This is a genomic window from Pseudomonas sp. GD04091 (genome assembly GCF_029836165.1).
Classification (GTDB): Bacteria; Pseudomonadota; Gammaproteobacteria; order Pseudomonadales; family Pseudomonadaceae; genus Aquipseudomonas.
Window position 1 is genome coordinate 77,372 of record NZ_JAOEBG010000021.1, and the last position, 19,130, is coordinate 96,501.

Annotated in this window: 18 protein-coding genes; 11 read left to right on the plus strand and 7 right to left on the minus strand. The window is 65.3% G+C overall.

What is annotated here, in order from left to right; genetic code table 11:
• Positions 1-2 precede the first annotated feature (2 nt).
• The 4 genes from nuoK to nuoN are packed head-to-tail and all read left to right on the plus strand — an operon-like array spanning position 3 to position 5,211.
• The gene (gene nuoK / locus N7422_RS21320; protein ID WP_008096201.1) at positions 3-311 is read left to right on the plus strand and encodes an NADH-quinone oxidoreductase subunit NuoK; all 309 of its coding nucleotides are present in this window, start codon (positions 3-5) and stop codon (positions 309-311) included.
• On the plus strand, positions 308-2,161 hold the full coding sequence (nuoL, locus tag N7422_RS21325; protein WP_279808387.1) for an NADH-quinone oxidoreductase subunit L: 1,854 nt from the start codon (positions 308-310) through the stop codon (positions 2,159-2,161). The genes nuoK and nuoL overlap by 4 nt, the downstream gene beginning before the upstream one ends.
• 40 nt (positions 2,162-2,201) lie before the next feature.
• Positions 2,202-3,734, plus strand: a complete 1,533-nt coding sequence (gene nuoM, locus N7422_RS21330; RefSeq protein WP_279808388.1) for an NADH-quinone oxidoreductase subunit M — start codon at positions 2,202-2,204, stop codon at positions 3,732-3,734.
• A 7-nt stretch (positions 3,735-3,741) separates the two neighbouring features.
• Positions 3,742-5,211: an NADH-quinone oxidoreductase subunit NuoN gene (nuoN, locus tag N7422_RS21335; protein ID WP_279808389.1), complete on the plus strand. Its 1,470-nt coding sequence runs from the start codon at positions 3,742-3,744 to the stop codon at positions 5,209-5,211.
• A 48-nt stretch (positions 5,212-5,259) separates the two neighbouring features.
• On the opposite strand, the gene N7422_RS21340 is transcribed toward nuoN, so the two are convergent.
• On the minus strand, positions 5,260-5,559 hold the full coding sequence (locus N7422_RS21340; protein WP_279808390.1) for an ogr/Delta-like zinc finger family protein: 300 nt from the start codon (positions 5,557-5,559) through the stop codon (positions 5,260-5,262).
• A gap of 233 nt (positions 5,560-5,792) precedes the next feature.
• A complete protein-coding gene (locus N7422_RS21345) occupies positions 5,793-6,035 on the minus strand; it encodes a helix-turn-helix domain-containing protein (protein WP_279808391.1) in 243 nt (80 codons plus the stop codon).
• Between the two features lie 223 nt (positions 6,036-6,258).
• On the opposite strand from N7422_RS21345, the gene N7422_RS21350 reads away from it, so the two are divergent.
• Entirely contained in the window at positions 6,259-8,322 is a 2,064-nt protein-coding gene (locus N7422_RS21350) for a TonB-dependent receptor (protein WP_279808392.1), read from the plus strand.
• Positions 8,323-8,429: 107 nt separating this feature from the next.
• Here N7422_RS21350 and N7422_RS21355 read toward each other — a convergent pair whose 3' ends face one another.
• Entirely contained in the window at positions 8,430-9,494 is a 1,065-nt protein-coding gene (locus N7422_RS21355) for an AI-2E family transporter (protein WP_279808393.1), read from the minus strand.
• A gap of 123 nt (positions 9,495-9,617) precedes the next feature.
• Here N7422_RS21355 and yegQ point away from each other — a divergent pair, with 123 nt between their 5' ends.
• The 6 genes from yegQ to N7422_RS21385 all read left to right on the plus strand — a co-directional run bounded on the left by yegQ (position 9,618) and on the right by N7422_RS21385 (position 15,661).
• Complete coding sequence (gene yegQ, locus N7422_RS21360; RefSeq protein WP_279808394.1) at positions 9,618-10,952, plus strand: tRNA 5-hydroxyuridine modification protein YegQ; 1,335 nt, start codon at positions 9,618-9,620, stop codon at positions 10,950-10,952.
• A 79-nt stretch (positions 10,953-11,031) separates the two neighbouring features.
• Positions 11,032-12,768 (plus strand): copper resistance system multicopper oxidase, encoded by a 1,737-nt coding sequence (locus N7422_RS21365; RefSeq protein WP_279808395.1) that lies wholly within the window; start codon positions 11,032-11,034, stop codon positions 12,766-12,768.
• Positions 12,761-13,666: a copper resistance protein B gene (locus tag N7422_RS21370; RefSeq protein WP_279808396.1), complete on the plus strand. Its 906-nt coding sequence runs from the start codon at positions 12,761-12,763 to the stop codon at positions 13,664-13,666. The genes N7422_RS21365 and N7422_RS21370 overlap by 8 nt, the downstream gene beginning before the upstream one ends.
• A 46-nt stretch (positions 13,667-13,712) precedes the next feature.
• Positions 13,713-14,141 (plus strand): DUF411 domain-containing protein, encoded by a 429-nt coding sequence (locus tag N7422_RS21375; RefSeq protein ID WP_279808397.1) that lies wholly within the window; start codon positions 13,713-13,715, stop codon positions 14,139-14,141.
• Complete coding sequence (locus N7422_RS21380) at positions 14,141-14,587, plus strand: DedA family protein (protein ID WP_279808398.1); 447 nt, start codon at positions 14,141-14,143, stop codon at positions 14,585-14,587. Before N7422_RS21375 ends, N7422_RS21380 begins: the two co-directional genes overlap by 1 nt.
• Before the next feature lie 75 nt (positions 14,588-14,662).
• The gene (locus N7422_RS21385) at positions 14,663-15,661 is read left to right on the plus strand and encodes an alpha/beta hydrolase (protein WP_279808399.1); all 999 of its coding nucleotides are present in this window, start codon (positions 14,663-14,665) and stop codon (positions 15,659-15,661) included.
• A gap of 31 nt (positions 15,662-15,692) precedes the next feature.
• On the opposite strand, the gene N7422_RS21390 is transcribed toward N7422_RS21385, so the two are convergent.
• The 4 genes from N7422_RS21390 to N7422_RS21405 all read right to left on the minus strand — a co-directional run bounded on the left by N7422_RS21390 (position 15,693) and on the right by N7422_RS21405 (position 19,011).
• Complete coding sequence (locus N7422_RS21390) at positions 15,693-16,274, minus strand: DinB family protein (protein ID WP_279808400.1); 582 nt, start codon at positions 16,272-16,274, stop codon at positions 15,693-15,695.
• Positions 16,275-16,285: 11 nt separating this feature from the next.
• Positions 16,286-17,386 (minus strand): cell division protein ZapE, encoded by a 1,101-nt coding sequence (gene zapE, locus N7422_RS21395; protein ID WP_279808401.1) that lies wholly within the window; start codon positions 17,384-17,386, stop codon positions 16,286-16,288.
• Between the two features lie 134 nt (positions 17,387-17,520).
• Positions 17,521-18,669 (minus strand): PQQ-dependent sugar dehydrogenase, encoded by a 1,149-nt coding sequence (locus N7422_RS21400; protein WP_279808402.1) that lies wholly within the window; start codon positions 18,667-18,669, stop codon positions 17,521-17,523.
• 21 nt (positions 18,670-18,690) lie between these two features.
• Positions 18,691-19,011 (minus strand): hypothetical protein, encoded by a 321-nt coding sequence (locus N7422_RS21405; protein WP_279808403.1) that lies wholly within the window; start codon positions 19,009-19,011, stop codon positions 18,691-18,693.
• Positions 19,012-19,130 lie beyond the last annotated feature (119 nt).

The following is a 19,130-nucleotide window of genomic DNA, read 5'->3' on the forward strand; positions in this document are numbered from 1 at the left end:
TCATGGGTGCTATCCCTCTCGAGCATGGTCTGGCGGTCGCCGGCATCCTGTTCTGCTTAGGTCTGGTCGGCCTGATGGTCCGCCGCAACATCCTCTTCGTGCTCATGAGCCTGGAAGTCATGATGAACGCCTCCGCCCTGGCGTTCATCGTCGCCGGTGCCCGTTGGGTCCAGCCCGACGGCCAGGTGATGTTCATTCTGGTGATCAGCCTGGCAGCCGCCGAGGCCAGCATTGGCCTGGCGATCCTGCTGCAGCTGTATCGCCGCTTCCACACTCTCGACATCGATGCTGCCAGTGAGATGCGCGGATGAACCTTATCTTCCTGACGTTCGTATTCCCCCTGATCGGCTTCCTGCTGCTGTCGTTCTCCCGTGGACGGTTCTCGGAGAACCTGTCCGCGCTGATCGGCGTCGGTTCGGTGGGCCTCTCGGCCGCCGTGGCCGCCTACGTGATCTGGCAGTTCAACGTCGCCCCGCCTGAAGGCGGCGCATACAGCCAGCTGCTGTGGCAGTGGATGTCGGTGGACGGCTTCGCGCCGAACTTCACCCTGTACGTGGACGGCCTGTCGGTCACCATGCTGGGCGTGGTCACCGGTGTCGGCTTCCTGATCCACCTGTTCGCCTCCTGGTACATGCGTGGCGAAGCCGGCTACTCGCGGTTCTTCTCCTACACCAACCTGTTCATCGCCAGCATGCTGTTCCTGGTGCTGGGCGACAACCTGCTGTTCATCTACTTCGGCTGGGAAGGCGTGGGCCTGTGCTCGTACCTGTTGATCGGTTTCTACTACAGCAACCGCAACAACGGTAACGCGGCACTCAAGGCCTTCATCGTCACGCGTATCGGCGACGTGTTCATGGCCATCGGCCTGTTCATCCTGTTCGTCCAGCTGGGTACCCTGAACGTGCAGGAACTGCTGGTGCTGGCACCACAGAAGTTCCAGGCTGGTGACACCTGGATGGTCCTGGCGACCCTGATGCTGCTGGGTGGCGCGGTCGGTAAATCGGCACAGCTGCCGCTGCAGACCTGGCTTGCCGACGCGATGGCGGGTCCGACCCCGGTTTCGGCACTGATCCACGCTGCAACCATGGTGACCGCGGGCGTGTATCTGATCGCCCGTACCAACGGCCTGTTCCTGCTGGCACCGGACGTCCTGCACCTGGTCGGCGTCGTTGGTGGCGTGACCCTGGTCCTGGCCGGCTTCGCCGCGCTGGTGCAGACCGACATCAAGCGTATCCTCGCCTACTCGACCATGAGCCAGATCGGCTACATGTTCCTGGCCCTGGGCGTCGGCGCCTGGGACGCGGCGATCTTCCACCTGATGACCCACGCCTTCTTCAAGGCCCTGCTGTTCCTTGCCTCCGGTGCGGTGATCGTCGCCTGCCACCACGAGCAGAACATCTTCAAGATGGGCGGCCTGTGGAAGAAGCTGCCGCTGGCCTACGCCAGCTTCGTGGTCGGCGGCGCCGCCCTGGCCGCCCTGCCGATCCTGACCGTGGGCTTCTACTCCAAGGACGAGATCCTCTGGGAAGCCTTCGCCAGCGGCAACACCGGCCTGCTGTACGCCGGCCTGCTCGGTGCGTTCATGACCTCGCTGTACACCTTCCGCCTGATCTTCATCGCCTTCCACGGCGAAGCCAAGACCGAAGCCCATGCCGGCCACGGCATCAGCCACTGGCTGCCGCTGGGCGTGCTGATCGTGCTGTCGACCTTCGTCGGCGCCTGGATCCACCCGCCACTGGCAGGCGTGCTGCCTGAGAGCGCCGGCCACGCCGGTGGCGAAGCCAAGCACTCGCTGGAGATCGCCTCCGGCGCCATCGCCATCGCCGGTATCCTGCTGTCGGCCCTGCTGTTCCTGGGCAAGCGCCGCTTCGTCAGCGCGGTGGCCAACAGCGGTATCGGTCGCATCCTGTCGGCCTGGTGGTTCGCCGCCTGGGGCTTCGACTGGATCTACGACAAGCTCTTCGTCAAACCTTACCTGCTGATCAGCCACATCCTGCGCAAGGACCCGGTTGACCGCAGCATCGGCCTCATCCCTCGGATGGCCCGTGGCGGCCATGTCGCCATGAGCAAGACCGAGACCGGCCAGCTGCGCTGGTACACCGCCTCGATCGCCGTCGGCGCCGTGCTGGTGCTCGGTGCCGTGGTAGTGGCCGCGGTATGACTATGAATCTTGCGACTTTGCCAAAGGAAACCAACCCGTCATGATTTTGCCTTGGCTGATCCTGATCCCCTTCATCGGCGGCTTCCTGTGCTGGCTGGGTGAGCGCTTCGGCTCCACCCTGCCGCGCTGGATCGCGCTGCTGACCATGTCCCTGCTGCTCGGCATCGGCCTCTGGCTGTGGGGCAACGGCGACTACACCCTGGCCCCCGCTCCGGGCGCCGAACCTGCCTGGGCCCTCGAATACAAGGTCGAGTGGATCAAGCGCTTCGGCATCAGCATCCACCTGGCCCTCGACGGCCTGTCGCTGCTGATGATCCTGCTCACCGGCCTGCTCGGTGTGCTGTCGGTGCTGTGCTCGTGGAAAGAGATCCAGCGCCACGTCGGCTTCTTCCACCTCAACCTGATGTGGATCCTCGGCGGCGTGGTCGGCGTGTTCCTGGCCCTGGACCTGTTCCTGTTCTTCTTCTTCTGGGAAATGATGCTGGTGCCGATGTACTTCCTCATCGCGCTCTGGGGTCACAGCTCGGCGGACGGCAAGAAGACCCGGATCTATGCGGCGACCAAGTTCTTCATCTTCACCCAGGCCAGCGGCCTGATCATGCTGGTGGCGATCCTTGGCCTGGTACTGGTCAACTACAACAGCACCGGCGTGATCACCTTCAACTACAGTGACCTGCTCAAGGCCCAACTGCCGCCGGGCGTCGAATACCTGCTGATGCTCGGCTTCTTCATCGCCTTCGCGGTCAAGCTGCCGGTGGTGCCGTTCCACTCCTGGCTGCCGGACGCCCACGCCCAGGCGCCGACCGCAGGTTCCGTGGACCTCGCGGGCATCCTGCTGAAGACCGCGGCCTACGGTCTGCTGCGCTTCGCCCTGCCGCTGTTCCCGAACGCCTCGGCCGAGTTCGCGCCGATCGCCATGACCCTGGGTCTGATCGGCATCTTCTACGGTGCCTTCCTGGCCTTCGCCCAGACCGACATCAAGCGCCTGGTGGCCTTCTCCAGCGTCTCGCACATGGGCTTCGTGCTGATCGGCATCTACTCCGGCAGCCAGCAGGCCCTGCAGGGCGCGGTGATCCAGATGCTGGCCCACGGCCTGTCGGCCGCCGCGCTGTTCATCCTGGCCGGCCAGCTGTACGAGCGTCTGCACACCCGTGACATGCGCCAGATGGGTGGCCTGTGGCACCGCATCGCGTATCTTCCGGCCATCAGCCTGTTCTTCGCCGCCGCGTCGCTGGGCCTGCCCGGCACCGGCAACTTCGTCGGCGAGTTCCTGATCCTGATCGGCAGCTTCGCCCACGTCCCATGGATCACCGTGATCGCCACCACCGGCCTGGTGTTCGGCTCGGTCTACTCGCTGATCATGATCCACCGCGCCTACTTCGGTCCGGCCAAATCCGACACCGTGCTGGCTGGCATGGACGGACGCGAGCTGATCATGGTGCTGGGTCTTGCGGGCCTGCTGATCCTGCTGGGCGTGTATCCGCAGCCGTTCCTCGACACCTCTGCCGCCACCATGAGCGGTGTGCAGCAGTGGCTCGGTTCCGCTTTCACTCAACTCGCTTCGGCCCGGTAAGAGCGCTATGGAATTCACCACTCAACACTTCATCGCATTGGCGCCGATGCTGATCACTACCATCACCACGGTGGTGGTGATGCTGGCGATCGCCTGGAAGCGCAACCACTCGCAGACCTTCCTGCTGTCCACCGTGGGCCTGAACCTGGCCCTGCTGTCAATCCTGCCGGCACTGAAGGTCGCGCCGCTGGCGGTCACCACGCTGGTGACCATCGACAAGTTCGCCTGCCTGTACATGGCGATCATCCTGGTGGCGACGCTGGCCTGCGTCACCCTTGCCCACGCCTATCTGGGCGAGGGTTCCAAGGGTTTCCCGGGCAACCGTGAAGAGCTGTACCTGCTGCTGCTGATGTCGGCACTGGGTGGCCTGGTGCTGGTCAGCGCCAACCACCTGGCCGGCCTGTTCATCGGCCTGGAGCTGCTGTCGGTGCCGGTCTACGGCCTGGTGGCGTACGCCTTCTTCAACAAGCGCTCGCTGGAAGCCGGCATCAAGTACATGGTGCTGTCGGCCGCCGGCTCCGCCTTCCTGCTGTTCGGCATGGCGCTGCTGTACGCCGACGCCGGCGCCCTGACCTTCGACCAGCTGGGCAAGGTCCTGGCCGCCACCAGCATGCCGAGCCTGCTGGCGCAGCTGGGCCTGGGCATGATGCTGGTAGGTCTGGCCTTCAAGCTGTCGCTGGTGCCGTTCCACCTGTGGACCCCGGACGTGTACGAGGGCGCTCCGGCGCCGGTCGCCGCGTTCCTGGCCACTGCCAGCAAGGTCGCGGTGTTCGCCGTGGTCGTGCGTCTGTTCATGCTCTCCCCCGCCGCCAGCAGCGGCGTGCTGAGCACCGTGCTGGCGGTGATCGCGGTCGCCTCGATCCTGATCGGCAACCTGCTGGCACTGACCCAGAGCAACCTCAAGCGTCTGCTCGGTTACTCGTCCATCGCCCACTTCGGCTACCTGGTCATCGCCCTGATCGCCAGCAAGGGTCTGGCCCTGGAAGCCATGGGCGTGTACCTGGTGACCTACGTCATCACCAGCCTGGGCGCGTTCGGCGTGATCACCCTGATGTCCTCGCCGTACGCCGGCCGTGACGCCGACGCCCTGTACGAGTACCGCGGCCTGTTCTGGCGCCGCCCGTACCTGACCGCGGTACTGACCGTGATGATGCTGTCGCTGGCCGGTATCCCGCTGACCGCGGGCTTCATCGGCAAGTTCTACATCATCGCCACCGGCGTCGAGTCGCACCTGTGGTGGCTGGTCGGTGCTCTGGTGATCGGCAGCGCCATCGGCGTGTACTACTACCTGCGCGTCATGGTCACCCTGTACCTGGTCGAACCGAACCTGCGTCGCCACGACGCCCCGCTGAAGTGGGAACAGCGCACCGGCGGCGTGATGCTGCTGGCCATCGCCATCCTCGCCTTCGTGCTCGGCGTGTACCCGCAACCGCTGCTGGAGATGGTGCAGCAGGCCAGCCTGCAACTGATCGGCTGATCGAGCTTGCAAAACAAGACACCCCGCTTCGAGCGGGGTGTTTTTTTATCAGCTATCGATAACTGAACATCGGCGCCCGCCATCGCGCGCGATGGTTGCGACATCACCTTCGCGCTGCAATGCGCTCCTGCGCAATTCACTGCCAGCGGGCGGCAGATAGACATCAGGCCTGGGCATGCCGCTGGGCGAAAGCTCATGGGTCATTTCAAACTCGGCCCTGACCGACCAGCCACAGGCCTCGTTGGTGCATTGCAGATACGCCACCCGCAGAAAGATATGCCGCCCTTCGCTGGTGCGGGTACGCATGCGACTGCTGCAATGCGGACAGACCAGTTTGTAGGTACTCACGGCAACACCCTGCATATGAGGCAACGCCGATGTGACCGCTGGAGAGATCGCCTGCCAGAGTGCGCCTCGAGCGCCGCACTCACCCTCCTCTCCACAATGTGATTGTTCATGTCGGATTATTCCCCCAATGCAGTAGCCGTATGGTTCGTGGGGCCTAATTTAAGCCGAAGCAATCACCAGCAACCAATCCGGGAGATGTTTCCCCCATCCGCAGGTGCTCGGCAACCACGTCCTCATCCTGCCGCGAGCATACCGAAGCGGATGGCCTTGCTAACCGCGGCAACCCGAGTGGCGACATCGAACTTGCGCAGGATGTTGCCCACATGAAAGTTCACCGTGGACTCCTTGCATTGTAGGATCCTGCCAATTTCCCACGAGCTCTTGCCGTAGGCGCACCACAGCAGTACCTGCTGCTCGCGGGGGGTCAGGTACACCGAGGCCGTGTTGTTCATCTGTCGCTCAACTTCGCAGATCATCGCGCGTCATCCTTCAGGGTCTGTAGCAGCGGGAATTCCCACAGCTGTCTTCGCCACACCTTACGAAGCCCTCAAGTCCCTCTCTACTCGCACACTCTGTAAAGACCTCTCCTACAAAGACGTTCTCACTGAACGACGGCGAAATGCAGCTTGCTCCGTGCTCTGGGCGGAAATTCGTTCGTCTCAACGCCGTTCCCGTCAGCCTTTCGTCTGGAGTTGTACGATGCGTCCTGTTTTGCCACTTTCGTCTTGCCTTGGCCTGGTCGCCCTATTAGGCGCCAACTCACCAGGTTTGGCCGCGCCTGTGGAACTGGGCCAGGTGCTGATCAGCGACGCGGAGCAGGACGAGCTGGAAGCGGCGCGCGAACGCCTGCGCGACGTGCCTGGCGCCAGCAACCTGGTGGATATGAGCAAGGTGGGCGACGGCCGGGTGGCCAGCAACCAGGAGGTGCTGGCCTACCAGCCCGGCGTGTTCGCCCAGTCGGCGGGCAACGACGGCATCAAGCTGTCAATCCGGGGCTCGGGCATCAACCGCGCCCCGGGCGCGCACGGCTCCGGTGTCTACACAATGTTCGACGGCCTGCCGCTGACCGGCCCGGGCGGCACCCCCTACGAACTGTTCGAGCCCTTGTGGCTGAGCCGCGCCGAGGTGCTGCGCGGCGCCAACGGCTTCGACCAGGGGGCCCTGGCACTGGGCGGGGCAATCAACTACGTGACCCATACCGGCCACGATGCCGCACCGCTGCAGGTGCGCTACGAAGTCGGCAGCCGTGGCTACCAGCGCCGACACATCAGCTCCGGCCAGGTGCTGGGCAACCTCGACTACTACGTGGCCCTGACCGATGCCGAGTACGACGGCTACCAGGACCACAGCAGCGGGAGCGCCAAGGGCATCGCCGCCAACGTCGGTTATCGCTTCAATCCGAACCTGGAGACGCGATTCTACCTGCGCTACCGGGAGACCGAGAACGACCTGGCCGGGCGCCTGACCAAGGACCAGATCAAGCATCATCCCCGTGCCGCCAACTCCGCCTACCTGGCCCGCGACGACAGCCGTCCGCAGCCAGGCAGCACCTGGGTGGGCAACAAGACCACCTTCTTCCTCGACGACGACTCACGCCTGGAGGCCGGGCTGGTCTATCACGACTACCCGATGGATCTGCGCGAAGGCCCGATGCGTCTGAAAGTGGCGTACAGCGATGTCAGCGGCACGCTCAACTACTTGCGCCGTGACACCCTGTTCGGCCACGAGAGCAAGACCACCGTCGGCTGGCGCACCACCAAGCACCTGCCCAACAGTGGCGCCTCGCAGTTCACCCGCAGCGGCGGCAACGACTTCGGCGCCCGCAGCCGCGACTTCAGCTACCAGGGCTCGGACACCGTGCTGCACGTCGGCAACGACCTGGAGCTGATCCCCGACCTGTGGCTGAGCACCGGCCTGGCAATGATCTACACCCGTCGCGAAAGCGACGTGACCTACCCCGCCGAAGGCGGCAAGGTCAGCCAGCACGATTGGGACTACGCGCCCCGCGTGGGTCTGCGCTATGACGTTCGACCAGACCTGCAGGTCTACGGCAACCTCAGCCGCTCGGTCGAGCCGCCGCATCCCTGGTCGTTGATCTGGAGCTCGACGGTCGCTACCCAGCCGATCGAAATGCAGAATCAGACAGCCACCACCCTGGAACTGGGCGCACGAGGCGATTCTGCACTGGGGCGCTGGGACCTGGCCTGGTACTACGCACAAGTGCGCCATGAACTGTTGGCCGTGGAGATCGTCCCTGGTCTCCCCGCCAAGGAAGTCAACGCCAGCGCCACCGTGCACCAGGGCATTGAGGCCGGCCTCGACAGCACCCTCTGGGAACAACCGGGCACCGGCAAGCTCAGCCTGCGCCAGGCGTACACCTTCAGCGACTTCCATTACCGCGACGACGACAGGTTCGGCGACAACCGCCTGCCCGGCATCCCCATGCACTACTACCAGGCCGAACTGCGCTACGACTGGCCGAGCGGTTTCTACGCCGGGGTGAACACGCAGATGGCGTCCAAGGTGCAGGTGGACTACGCCAACAGCTACCACGCCGATGCCTACGCCCTGCTCGGCGCGCGCCTGGGCTGGGATTCGCCGAAACGGGACTGGCAGACCTGGCTGGACCTGCGCAACCTCACCAACAAGCGTTACGCAGCGACGGTGACGCCGGGGTACAACGATGGCGGGCAGGACGTCGCCCGCTCGACGCCGGGGGAAGGGTTCGGGGTGTATGCGGGGGTTTCCTACAGTTTCCGTTGACACCGGAGGCGCCTTGCGCGCCATTCGCCGGCAAGCCGGCTCCCACAGGAACCTGCGGTTTCCTTTTAAGAGCCGGCTGGTCGGCGATGGGCTGCGCAGCAGCCCCTTCAAGACGGCAACTGCACCTGCGGCTTGGTCGAGGCGAAGATCGCCCAGCTGGAAATGAACAGCGCCGCGATCAACGGCCCGATCACGAAACCGTTGAGCCCGAACACCGCCAGCCCACCCAAAGTCGAGACCAGCACCAGGTAATCCGGCATGCGCGTGTCCTTGCCCACCAGGATCGGCCGCAGCACGTTGTCCACCATGCCGATCACCAGCACGCCGAAGGCCGTCAGCACGATCCCTTGCCAGATCGCCCCGGTCAGCAGGAAGTAAAGCGCCACCGGGCCCCAGACAATCCCCGCGCCCACCGCCGGCAGCAATGACAGGAACGCCATCAGCACCGCCCACACCAGCACGCTGGGGATGCCCAGCACCCAGAAGATCAGCCCGCCCAGCGCCCCCTGGGTGATCGCCACCAGCAGGTTGCCCTTGACCGTGGCTCGCACCACGCGCTTGAACTTCAACTGCAGGCGGCGCTTCTGCTGCTCGGGCAGCGGCACTGCCTGGCGCACCTTGCGCGCCACCTCCGCGCCCTCGCGCAGAAAGAAGAACAGCAGGTAGAGCATGATGCCGAAACTGACCAGGAACTCGAAGGTGCCCTGGCCGAAGCTGAACGCCTGGCCGGCGAGGAACTGGCTGCCCTGGGTGGCCCACTTGGTGATCTTGTCGCGCAAGCCATCGAGGTTGCCCATGCCCATGCGATCCAGAAAATGCTGGGCATAGGCGGGCAGCATATCCTTGCCGCGCTCGATATAGCCGGCGATGTCCAGTTGGCCGCTTTCGATGCGCTGGTACAGTGCCGCGCCCTCCTGCACCAGCAAGGCGCTGATGATGATCACCGGCAGCACGGCGACCAGCAGGCAGGTGGCCAGCGCCGTCGCCGTGGCCAGGTTGCGTCGCCCGCCCAGGCGCAACAGCAGATGGCGCTGCAGCGGCGAGAAGAGAATGCCGAGGATCACCGCCCAGAAGATCGCGCCGGAGTACGGCAGCAGGATCCAGATGAAGGCGATGGTCACCAGTGCCAGCAGCACGGTCAGGGCTTTGTTCTGCAATACGGTTTCGTTCATGGGCATTCCTCGAGGGCTCAACAATTTAGTGCCCTGCGCATCGGCAAAAGTGCCGTTGATCCAGATCAATACCTGCACGTTGCCGCCGCCTTAGCATCCGCGCCTTTTGCCCCGGTGCGCACCATGACCTCTCCTGCCAAGCCCGAACTGCTCGCCCCCGCCGGCACCCTGAAGACCATGCGCTATGCCTTCGCCTACGGCGCCGACGCGGTCTACGCCGGCCAGCCGCGCTACAGCCTGCGGGTGCGCAACAACGAGTTCGACCACGCCAATCTGGCCCTCGGCATCCAGGAAGCCCAGGCCCAGGGCAAGCGCTTCTACGTGGTGGTCAACATCGCCCCGCACAACGCCAAGCTCAAGACCTTCCTCAAGGACCTGGCGCCGGTGATCGAGATGGGCCCGGATGCGCTGATCATGTCGGACCCGGGTCTGATCATGCTGGTGCGCCAGCACTTCCCGCAGATGCCCGTCCACCTCTCGGTGCAGGCCAACACGGTGAACTGGGCCAGCGTGCAGTTCTGGCAGGGCATGGGGCTGACGCGGGTGATCCTGTCTCGCGAGCTATCGCTGGAAGAGATCGAAGAAATCCGCCAGCAGGTGCCGGACATGGAGCTGGAAGTCTTCGTGCATGGCGCGTTGTGCATGGCCTACTCCGGGCGCTGCCTGCTGTCGGGCTACATGAACAGGCGCGACGCCAACCAGGGCACCTGTACCAATGCATGCCGCTGGAAGTACCAGGCCAATGCAGCCACCGAGAGCGCCACGGGCGAGATCGTCCGCGAATTCGAACCGACCCTGGGTCTCGGCGCGCCTACCGACCAGGTGTTCCTGCTTCAGGAAAGCAGCCGCCCGGGTGACGAGATGCCGGCCTTCGAGGACGAGCACGGCACCTACATCATGAACGCCAAGGACCTGCGCGCCATCCAGCACGTCGAGCGCCTGAGCCGCATGGGTGTGCATTCACTGAAGATCGAAGGCCGCACCAAGTCGCACTTCTACTGCGCCCGCGCGGTGCAGTCGTACCGCCAGGCCATCGACGATGCGGTGGCCGGGCGGCCCTTCGACTGCAGCCTGATGGACAACCTCGAGTCCCTCGCCCAGCGCGGCTACACCGAAGGTTTCCTGCGCCGCCACGTCCACGACGAGTACCAGAACTACCAGCGCGGCAACTCGGTATCCGAACGCCAGCAATTCGTGGGCGAACTGACCGGGACGCGCATCGACGGGCTGGCCGAGGTCAAGGTCAAGAACCGTTTCGCGGTGGGCGACCATCTGGAGCTGATGACCCCACGCGGCAACTACCACTTCGACCTGCACCGCCTGCGCGACCGCCAGCAGCAGGCTATCCAGGTGGCGCCGGGCGATGGCCATGTGGTGTACCTGCCGATCCCCGAGCAGGTATCCCTGGAATTCGGGCTGCTGATGCGCGACCTGGGCAGCGGCGAAGCGGCTGCCTGACAATGCTGTAATCTGCGCCTCAGCTGACTGACAGGCGCCGGCGGCGACGATCGTGGCACTTTCGAAGCGAGAGCACGCCATGCCATCGACTCCAACCCGCCGCACCTTCGTCAAGGGCCTGGGCGCCGCCACCGCCCTAGCCGGCCTCGGCCTGTGGCGCCCGCTGGCCCACGCCGCCGAGGGCCGCCTGCCGCTGCACGACCTGAGTGGCCAGCAGTTCGAACTGTTCATCGGCCAGACCCCGGTCAACATCACGGGCCGCCCACGTACCGCGCTGACCATCAACGGCAGCCTGCCCGGCCCGCAGCTGCGCTGGCGCGAAGGCGACACGGTCACCCTGCGCGTGCGCAACCGCCTGGACCAGCCCACCTCGATCCACTGGCACGGGATCATCCTGCCGGCCAACATGGACGGCGTGCCGGGGCTCAGTTTCGCTGGCATCGAGCCCGGCGGCGACTACCTCTACCAGTTCACCCTGCGCCAGAGCGGCACCTACTGGTACCACAGCCATTCCGGTTTGCAGGAACAGGCCGGCGTGTATGGCGCCATCGTCATCGAGCCGCGCGAACCGGAACCGCACCGCTACCAACGCGATCATGTGCTGCTGCTCAGCGACTGGTCGGACCAGGCGCCGGAGGCCCTGATGGCGACGCTGAAGAAGCAGTCCGACGCCTTCAATTACCACAAGCGCACGCTCGGCGACTTCGTCGACGACGTCGCCGAGAACGGCTGGGGCAAGGCCGCCGGCGAACGCTGGGCCTGGGCGAAGATGCGCATGAGCCCCACCGACCTCGCCGACATCAGCGCCGCCGCCTACACCTACCTGCTCAACGGCCAGCCGCCTGACGGCAACTTCACCTGCCTGTTCCAGCCCGGCGAGACCGTGCGCCTGCGCCTGATCAACGCTTCGGCGATGACCTACTTCGACTTCCGCATTCCCGGTCTGAAGCTGACGGTGATCGCCGCCGACGGCCTGCCAGTCACCCCGGTCAGCGTGGATGAGCTACGCATCGCCGTGGCCGAGACCTATGACGTGCTGGTGACCGTGGGCGACCTGCCCGCCTACACCCTGTTCGCCCAGAGCATGGACCGCACCGGCTTCGCCCGTGGCACCCTGGCACGCGCGGCCGGTTTGCAGGCGCCGGTGCCCGCCCCCGATCCACGCCCGGTACTGACCATGGACGACATGGGGCACGGCGGAATGGGCCAGATGGACCATTCGAACATGCCGGGGATGGACCACGGCAGCATGGCCGGCATGGATCACTCGGCGATGGCCGGCATGGCCGCGATGCAGCGTCATCCCGCCAGTGAAAACGACAACCCGCTGGTGGACATGCAGACCATGGCCCCGCGCGCCAACCTGGCCGACCCCGGCATCGGACTGCGCGACAACGGCCGTCGGGTACTGTGCTACGCCGACCTGCGCAGCCCCTACCCCGACCCTGACGGTCGCGAACCGTCACGTGACATCGAACTGCACCTCACCGGGCACATGGAGCGCTTCGCCTGGTCGTTCGACGGCATCAAGTTCAGTGATGCCGAGCCACTGCGCCTGAAGTACGGCGAGCGGGTGCGCATCACCCTGGTCAACGACACCATGATGACCCACCCGATCCACCTGCACGGCATGTGGAGCGACCTGGAAGACGAACAGGGGCGTTTCCTGGTGCGCAAGCACACCGTCGACATTCCGCCCGGCAGCCGGCGCAGCTACCGCGTGAGCGCCGATGCCCTGGGCCGCTGGGCCTACCACTGCCACCTGCTCTATCACATGGAGACCGGCATGTTCCGCGAGGTACGGGTCGATGAATGAACTCAACAACCGGCGCATCGTCACCGGCGTCGCGCTGCTCGCCTTGTTGGCCAGTGAACGCGTTTTGGCAGCCGGCACGGAGCCTATGCGGCACGGTGCGATGCCGATGGACCACGGCCAGATGAATCACGGCGCGATGCCCATGGACCAAGGCCGGATGAACCCTGCCACGCCTGCGACGAACCTGCCGCGCACGCCGCTGCCGGTGGTCACAGAGGCTGATCGCCGCGCCGCGTTCCCACCGCTGCCCGGCCACCAGGTGCATGACCGAGCGACCAACTGGGCGGTGATCGTCGACCAGCTGGAGTACCAGAACTTCGAAAACAGCAGCGCGCTGAACTGGAACGCTACCGCCTGGATAGGGGGCGATATCGACCGTCTGTGGCTGCGCAGCGAGGGCGAACGGGAGCAGGGCAAGACCCACAAGGCCGAGCTGCAGGCGCTCTGGGGACATGCCATCAGCCCCTGGTGGGAGCTGGTCGGCGGCGTGCGTCAGGACTTCAAGCCCGCCACTGGCCAGACCTGGGCAGCCTTCGGTATCCAGGGCACGCCGCTCTACGGCCTGGAACTGGAGGCCACTGCCTACGCCGGTGAGCGGCAGCAGACCGCGCTGCGCCTGGAGGCCGGTTACGCTATGCTGCTGACCAATCGCTGGATCCTCGAACCGACCATCGAAGCCAACTTCTTCGGACGCGACGATGCCGGGCGCGAACAGGGTTCGGGCCTGGCCGAAAGCGAAGTGGGCCTGCGCCTGCGCTACGAGATCAGCCGCGCGTTCGCGCCCTATGTCGGGGTCAGCTTCAACCGCCTGCACGGCAACCGCGCCGACCAGGCCCGGGAGGATGGCGAGGATCTCGGCCAGACCCGGCTGGTGGCCGGGATTCGCCTGCGCTTTTAAGTGGCGCAAGGCCCAATGAATCATGCTGTTTCACAGGAGCTTCACCATGCTGCGCAAACACCTGCTCACCCTTGGCCTGCTGGCCTTCACCGGCCTGGCCCAGGCCGCCGAGACCATCGATGTGTACCGCGACCCCAACTGCGGTTGCTGCAAGGAATGGATCAAGCACCTGAGCGACAACGGTTTCACCGTCAACGACCACGTCGAGCCGAACATGAGCGTGGTCAAGCAGCGCCTGGGCGTGGCACCGCGCCTGGCGTCATGCCACACCGGGGTGATCGGCGGCAAGTTCGTCGAAGGCCATGTGCCGGCCGAGCAAGTGCGCCTGCTGAGCCAGCGCGCCGATCTCAAGGGCCTGGCCGTGCCCGGCATGCCCATGGGCTCGCCGGGCATGGAGATGGGTGATCGCAAGGATGCCTACCAGGTGATCGGCGTGACCCAGGACGGCCAGGACACCGTGGTCGCCAGCTACTGATGCTCGGTCTTGGGGCGCTGTTCCTCAGCGCCTTCGGCGCCGCCACCCTGCTGCCGCTGCAGTCCGAGGCGGTACTGGTCGGCCTGCTGCTGCGCGAACCGACGGCGTGGGCGACCCTGCTGCTGGTCGCGACCCTCGGCAACGTGCTTGGCTCTGTCGTCAACTGGCTGCTTGGCCGGGCCATCGAGCACCTGCGCGACCGACGCTGGTTCCCGTTCAGCGCCAGCCAGCTGGAGCGCGCCCAGCAGCGCTACCAGCGCTACCAGCGCTGGGGCCAGTGGTCGCTGCTGCTGAGCTGGATGCCGGTGATCGGCGACCCGCTCACGCTGATCGCCGGAATCATGCGCGAACCGTTCTGGCGCTTCGTGCTGCTGGTCACCCTGGCCAAGGGCGGACGCTATATCGTCGTGACGATGATTACCCTGGGCTGGTTTCATACCGGGTAACACCTTTCACGGGGCCCCGGGCCAACCGACTGCTACAGTCGCCATTTCCCGTCTGGCCCCACATGGAGTGCTCCCATGCTGCGCGCAACCGCCCTGACCCTGGCCTGTCTGACCGCCGGCGCCGCTCTCGCCGCCGAACCGCCCACCTATGGCAAGCAACTCGAAGGCTTCGCCTACCCACATCCGCTGCAGCGCTTCGATTTCCAGTCACAGGGCCAGACCCTGCAGATGGGCTATATGGACATACCCGCCAAGGGCAAGGCCAACGGCCACAGCGTGGTGCTGATGCATGGCAAGAACTTCTGCGCCGCCACCTGGGAGACCACCCTCGATGCTCTGAGCCAGGCGGGCTACCGGGTGATCGCTCCTGACCAGATCGGCTTCTGCACGTCGAGCAAGCCTGCGCACTACCAGTACAGTTTCCAGCAACTGGCCACCAACACCCATGCCCTGCTGGCGAAGCTGGGCATCGACAAGGCCGTCGTCCTCGGCCACTCCACCGGTGGCATGCTCGCCACCCGCTACGCCCTGATGTATCCGCAGCAGGTGGAGCGCCTGGCCATGGTCAACCCCATCGGCCTGGAAGACTGGAAGGCCCTGGGCGTGCCCTATCGCACCATCGACCAGTGGTACGCCCGCGAGCTCAAGCTCGACGCCGAAGGCGTGCGCAACTATGAGCGCAACACCTACTACGCCGGACGCTGGAAGCCTGAGTACGAGCGCTGGGTGCAGATGCTGGTGGGGTTGAACAAGGGACCCGGGCATGAAGCCGTGGCGTGGAACTCGGCGCTGATCTACGACATGATCTTCACCCAGCCGGTGGTCCACGAGTTCAAGGACCTGAAAATGCCGACCCTGCTGCTGATCGGTGACCAGGACACGACGGCGATCGGCAGCGACATCGCATCGCCCGAGGTTAAGGCGGCACTGGGCAGGTACAAAGAACTGGGGCCGCGGGTGGTGAAGATGATTCCGCAAGGCGAGCTGGTCACCTTCGAGGGCCTGGGGCATGCGCCGCAGATCGAGGAGCCGGACCAGTTCCACCAGGCGTTGATCGGGTGGCTGGAGAAGTGACGGGGACAGGGGCTTGCCCGCGAAGGACCGCTCAGCGGCTCCAGACCTGTTCCTCGCTCCAGCCCAGCTCGGCGAAATCGGCCGCCCGCAACCCCGCCTCCTCTTCACAGAAAAACTCGTCCAGCTGCGGTGGCTTCACCGCCGTGTCACTGAGCATCGCATGCACCTGCCCACGATGATGGATCTGGTGCTCGAACAGGTGCGACAGCAGTCGCAGGCGCTGCTCGCGGTGCACCCGGTCGGGCCGTGCGATGCTCACATAACGCCTCAGCTGATCGTCATGTAACGCCCGGCAATAGGCGACCAGTCGCTGGTCGGCCTGGGCCTGCTGGGCCTGCAGGTCGGTGCAGGTGGCGAACGGCTGCTCCGGCTGGAAAAAGCGCTCGCCGTCCGGATCGGGGGCTTCGCCGCGCTGCTCGCACTCCAGGGCATCCAGGTAGAACCAGTCCACCGTCAACAGGTGGTTGAGAGTGGCCTTGATCGAGGGGAAGAAACTGCAACGGGGGGCGACGAACTCGTCCTGGGTCAGTTGCAGGCAAGCCTTGTACAGACGGTGGTTGGCCCAGCCATTGTTGTAGGCCTGGGTCAGCAGATGATGCGACAGCGGCTCCATGGTCGGCTCCTTCAGGCGAAGCGTTGCAGTTGCATCTCCCGTAGCCGGCTCAGGGTTCGTTGGTACGGGAACGCCAGATACCCTTGAGTGTAGAGCGCATCCAGCGGAACCTCGGCCTCCAGGTACAACGCCACCCGACGGTCATAGCACTCGTCGACCAGCGCGATGAAACGCCGCACGCTGTCATCCTTGGGCGCCAGCGTCGGCAATTGACGATCGCCGGCCTCGACGCGCGCGGCGCCATCCTCGGTGCCTCGGGCGATGCGCCCGGCCTGCTGCACGCCGCCCAAGGCCGGAACATCGCTCACCAGAATGGCCGGGAAACGGTCGCACAGGGCCATGAAATCCATGGCGGCCAAGGGTTGCTCGCACAAGTCGGCGAACCGGCACCAGAGGGCCCGGGGGCTGTGGCGCACCACCTGTACCTGTCGAGTGCCAACCTGCAGCGCCTGCTCGCTGCCCGGGTCATCCGCACTCAACTGCTTGAACACCGCCGTCAGCGCGCCGCCGCTGCCCGGCGGCGCCACCCAGTAGCGCTGCTGCCGTACCCCGGGGTGCAGGCGATGATCCTGCTCGCCAGCCACCGACAACACACGCATATGCCGCTCGATGGCGGCGATGGCCGGCAGGAAACGCTCGCGGTTGAAACCCTCGCGGTACAGCTGGTCCGGGGGCTGGTTGGAAGTGGCGACGATCACCACGCCCTGGTCGAACAGCACCTGGAACAACCGACCGAGGATGATCGCGTCGCCGATATCGCTGACGAACAGCTCGTCGAAACACAGCACACGGATTTCGCCCGCCAGCTCCCGGGCCAGGGCCTGGAGCGGGTCGGCGGTGCCATTGAGCTGGAACAGGCGCTGGTGGACCCAGGCCATGAAGTGGTGGAAGTGCTGGCGTCGGGCAGGCACGTCAAGTGCGCGGTGGAACAGATCCATCAGCCAGGTCTTGCCACGGCCGACCGGCCCCCAGAGATACAGGCCCCGGGTGGGCAGGCCCTGGCACAGGGCATCGAAACAGGCTTGAAGCGCGGTAACGGTGGTGGCCTGGGCAGGATCGGGGACGTAGCCTTGCTCGCCCAGGGCCTGCTGGTAGCGGGATTCGGGATTCATGCCGGGTAGTCGGGTAGGAAAAGGCCAGTTTACGCCAGTTACGGCCTCTTCGCGGGTGAACCCGCTCCCACAGAGGCCGCGTAACCCTGTGGGAGCGGGCTCGCACGCGAAGAGGCCGGTTCGGGCAAGCCGAATCAGCTTTCCTTCAAGCCAATCTTCAACAGCGCCCCATCCTTGGCATCGGTCAACACATACACATAACCATCCGGCCCCACCCGCACATCGCGAATCCGCGCCTTCAGGTCTCCCAGCAGGCGCTCCTCATGCACGATCTTGTCGCCGTCGAGCTGCAGCCGGATCAGCTCCTGGGTCGCCAACGCCCCGATGAACAGGTTGTGGTCCCAGGCCTTGAACGTCGGGCTGTCGTAGAAGGCCATGCCGCTGATGCCCGGCGACTTCTCCCACACATGGTGTGGATCGACCATGCCATCGACATGCTTGCCCTTGGCCTCGGGGATGGGTAGCAGCGAATAGTTGATGCCGTGGGTGGCGATCGGCCAGCCGTAGTTCTTGCCCGGTGCGGGGATATTGATCTCGTCACCGCCACGGGGCCCGTGCTCATGGGTCCACAGCTTGCCGGTCCAGGGGTTGAGCGCCGCGCCCTGCTGGTTGCGGTGGCCGAACGACCAGATCTCCGGACGCACGTTGTCACGGCCGACGAAGGGGTTGTCCTTCGGCACTTCTCCATCCGGCAGGATACGCACGATCTTGCCCTGCAGCTTGTCCAGGTCCTGGGCGGTGGGACGCTGGTTGTTCTCGCCCAGGGCGATGAACAGGTAGCCGTCCCGGTCGAACACCAGCCGCGAGCCGAAGTGGTTGCCTTCGGACAGCTTGGGCTGCTGACGGAAGATCACCGTGAAATTCTCCAGACGCGCCTGATCCTGAGACAGCTGGCCACGTCCGACCGCCGTGCCGGCCTTGCCATCCGAGCCGTCCTCGGCGAACGACAGGTAGACCGTGCGATCCTTGACGAACTCCGGCGACAGCACCACATCGAGCAGGCCACCCTGCCCTTCGGCCCACACCTTGGGCACCCCGGACAGCGGCGGGCCGACCTTGCCCTCGGCGCTGACAATGCGCAGGTTGCCAGGGCGCTCGCTCACCAGCATGTCCTTGCCGCCCGGCAGGAAGGCCAGGGCCCAGGGGTTGCGCAGGCCGTCGGCGACGGTGCTGACGGTCATCTGGCCTTCCTCGCTGGGAAACTGCTGCTCGGAGGCCGCCTGGGCCAGCAGGGGGAAAAGACTGGCGGCGGCCAGGGTGGTCAACCAGGTGCGTGGCGTCATGCTCGGTTCCTTCGAAAGGGCTCACGGCACGCGTTGGGAATCGCGTGGGGGCCGGATGGGTTCCAGGTTGGGCGTCTGCTGTTCGCGGCGCAGATTCTCGCCGTTGCCGATGCCTCGGTTTTCGAGCGTCGGCGGGCGCGGGTTGGGTTGGGTGGACGGGCCGCGCACTGGTGGCGTCGCGGGCACGCTGCCCTGGCGGCTGTTGGGGTTGGCACGCATGATCGGGCTGTTGTAGGGGTTGTTGCTGTCGTTGGCGGCAAGCAGCGGCGCGGGCAAAGGCGCGGCCTGGAGCGGCAGGGACAGCAGCAAGCCGAGGGCCAGGGTTGACCATGTAGGGTTCATGCTTCACCTCCGGTACGAAAAGGCGCGCTCCAAGGTTGGATAGCCTAAGGCGCGCAGGGTTCGACGCAAAAGTGGGAATCCCGGTCGAGATGATTCCTGATGTTTCAGTATGCTCCCGG

Bases quoted from the DNA above. Each gene is read 5' to 3' on its own strand.
- N7422_RS21365 (WP_279808395.1), top strand. From the start codon at position 11,032: ATGCCATCGACTCCAACCCGCCGCACCTTCGTCAAGGGCCTGGGCGCC.
- N7422_RS21390 (WP_279808400.1), bottom strand. From the start codon at position 16,274: ATGGAGCCGCTGTCGCATCATCTGCTGACCCAGGCCTACAACAATGGC.
- N7422_RS21345 (WP_279808391.1), bottom strand. From the start codon at position 6,035: ATGATCTGCGAAGTTGAGCGACAGATGAACAACACGGCCTCGGTGTAC.
- yegQ (WP_279808394.1), top strand. From the start codon at position 9,618: ATGACCTCTCCTGCCAAGCCCGAACTGCTCGCCCCCGCCGGCACCCTG.
- nuoN (WP_279808389.1), top strand. From the start codon at position 3,742: ATGGAATTCACCACTCAACACTTCATCGCATTGGCGCCGATGCTGATC.
- nuoM (WP_279808388.1), top strand. From the start codon at position 2,202: ATGATTTTGCCTTGGCTGATCCTGATCCCCTTCATCGGCGGCTTCCTG.
- N7422_RS21385 (WP_279808399.1), top strand. From the start codon at position 14,663: ATGCTGCGCGCAACCGCCCTGACCCTGGCCTGTCTGACCGCCGGCGCC.
- N7422_RS21350 (WP_279808392.1), top strand. From the start codon at position 6,259: ATGCGTCCTGTTTTGCCACTTTCGTCTTGCCTTGGCCTGGTCGCCCTA.
- zapE (WP_279808401.1), bottom strand. From the start codon at position 17,386: ATGAATCCCGAATCCCGCTACCAGCAGGCCCTGGGCGAGCAAGGCTAC.
- nuoK (WP_008096201.1), top strand. From the start codon at position 3: ATGGGTGCTATCCCTCTCGAGCATGGTCTGGCGGTCGCCGGCATCCTG.
- N7422_RS21380 (WP_279808398.1), top strand. From the start codon at position 14,141: ATGCTCGGTCTTGGGGCGCTGTTCCTCAGCGCCTTCGGCGCCGCCACC.
- N7422_RS21400 (WP_279808402.1), bottom strand. From the start codon at position 18,669: ATGACGCCACGCACCTGGTTGACCACCCTGGCCGCCGCCAGTCTTTTC.
- N7422_RS21355 (WP_279808393.1), bottom strand. From the start codon at position 9,494: ATGAACGAAACCGTATTGCAGAACAAAGCCCTGACCGTGCTGCTGGCA.
- N7422_RS21375 (WP_279808397.1), top strand. From the start codon at position 13,713: ATGCTGCGCAAACACCTGCTCACCCTTGGCCTGCTGGCCTTCACCGGC.
- nuoL (WP_279808387.1), top strand. From the start codon at position 308: ATGAACCTTATCTTCCTGACGTTCGTATTCCCCCTGATCGGCTTCCTG.
- N7422_RS21405 (WP_279808403.1), bottom strand. From the start codon at position 19,011: ATGAACCCTACATGGTCAACCCTGGCCCTCGGCTTGCTGCTGTCCCTG.
- N7422_RS21370 (WP_279808396.1), top strand. From the start codon at position 12,761: ATGAATGAACTCAACAACCGGCGCATCGTCACCGGCGTCGCGCTGCTC.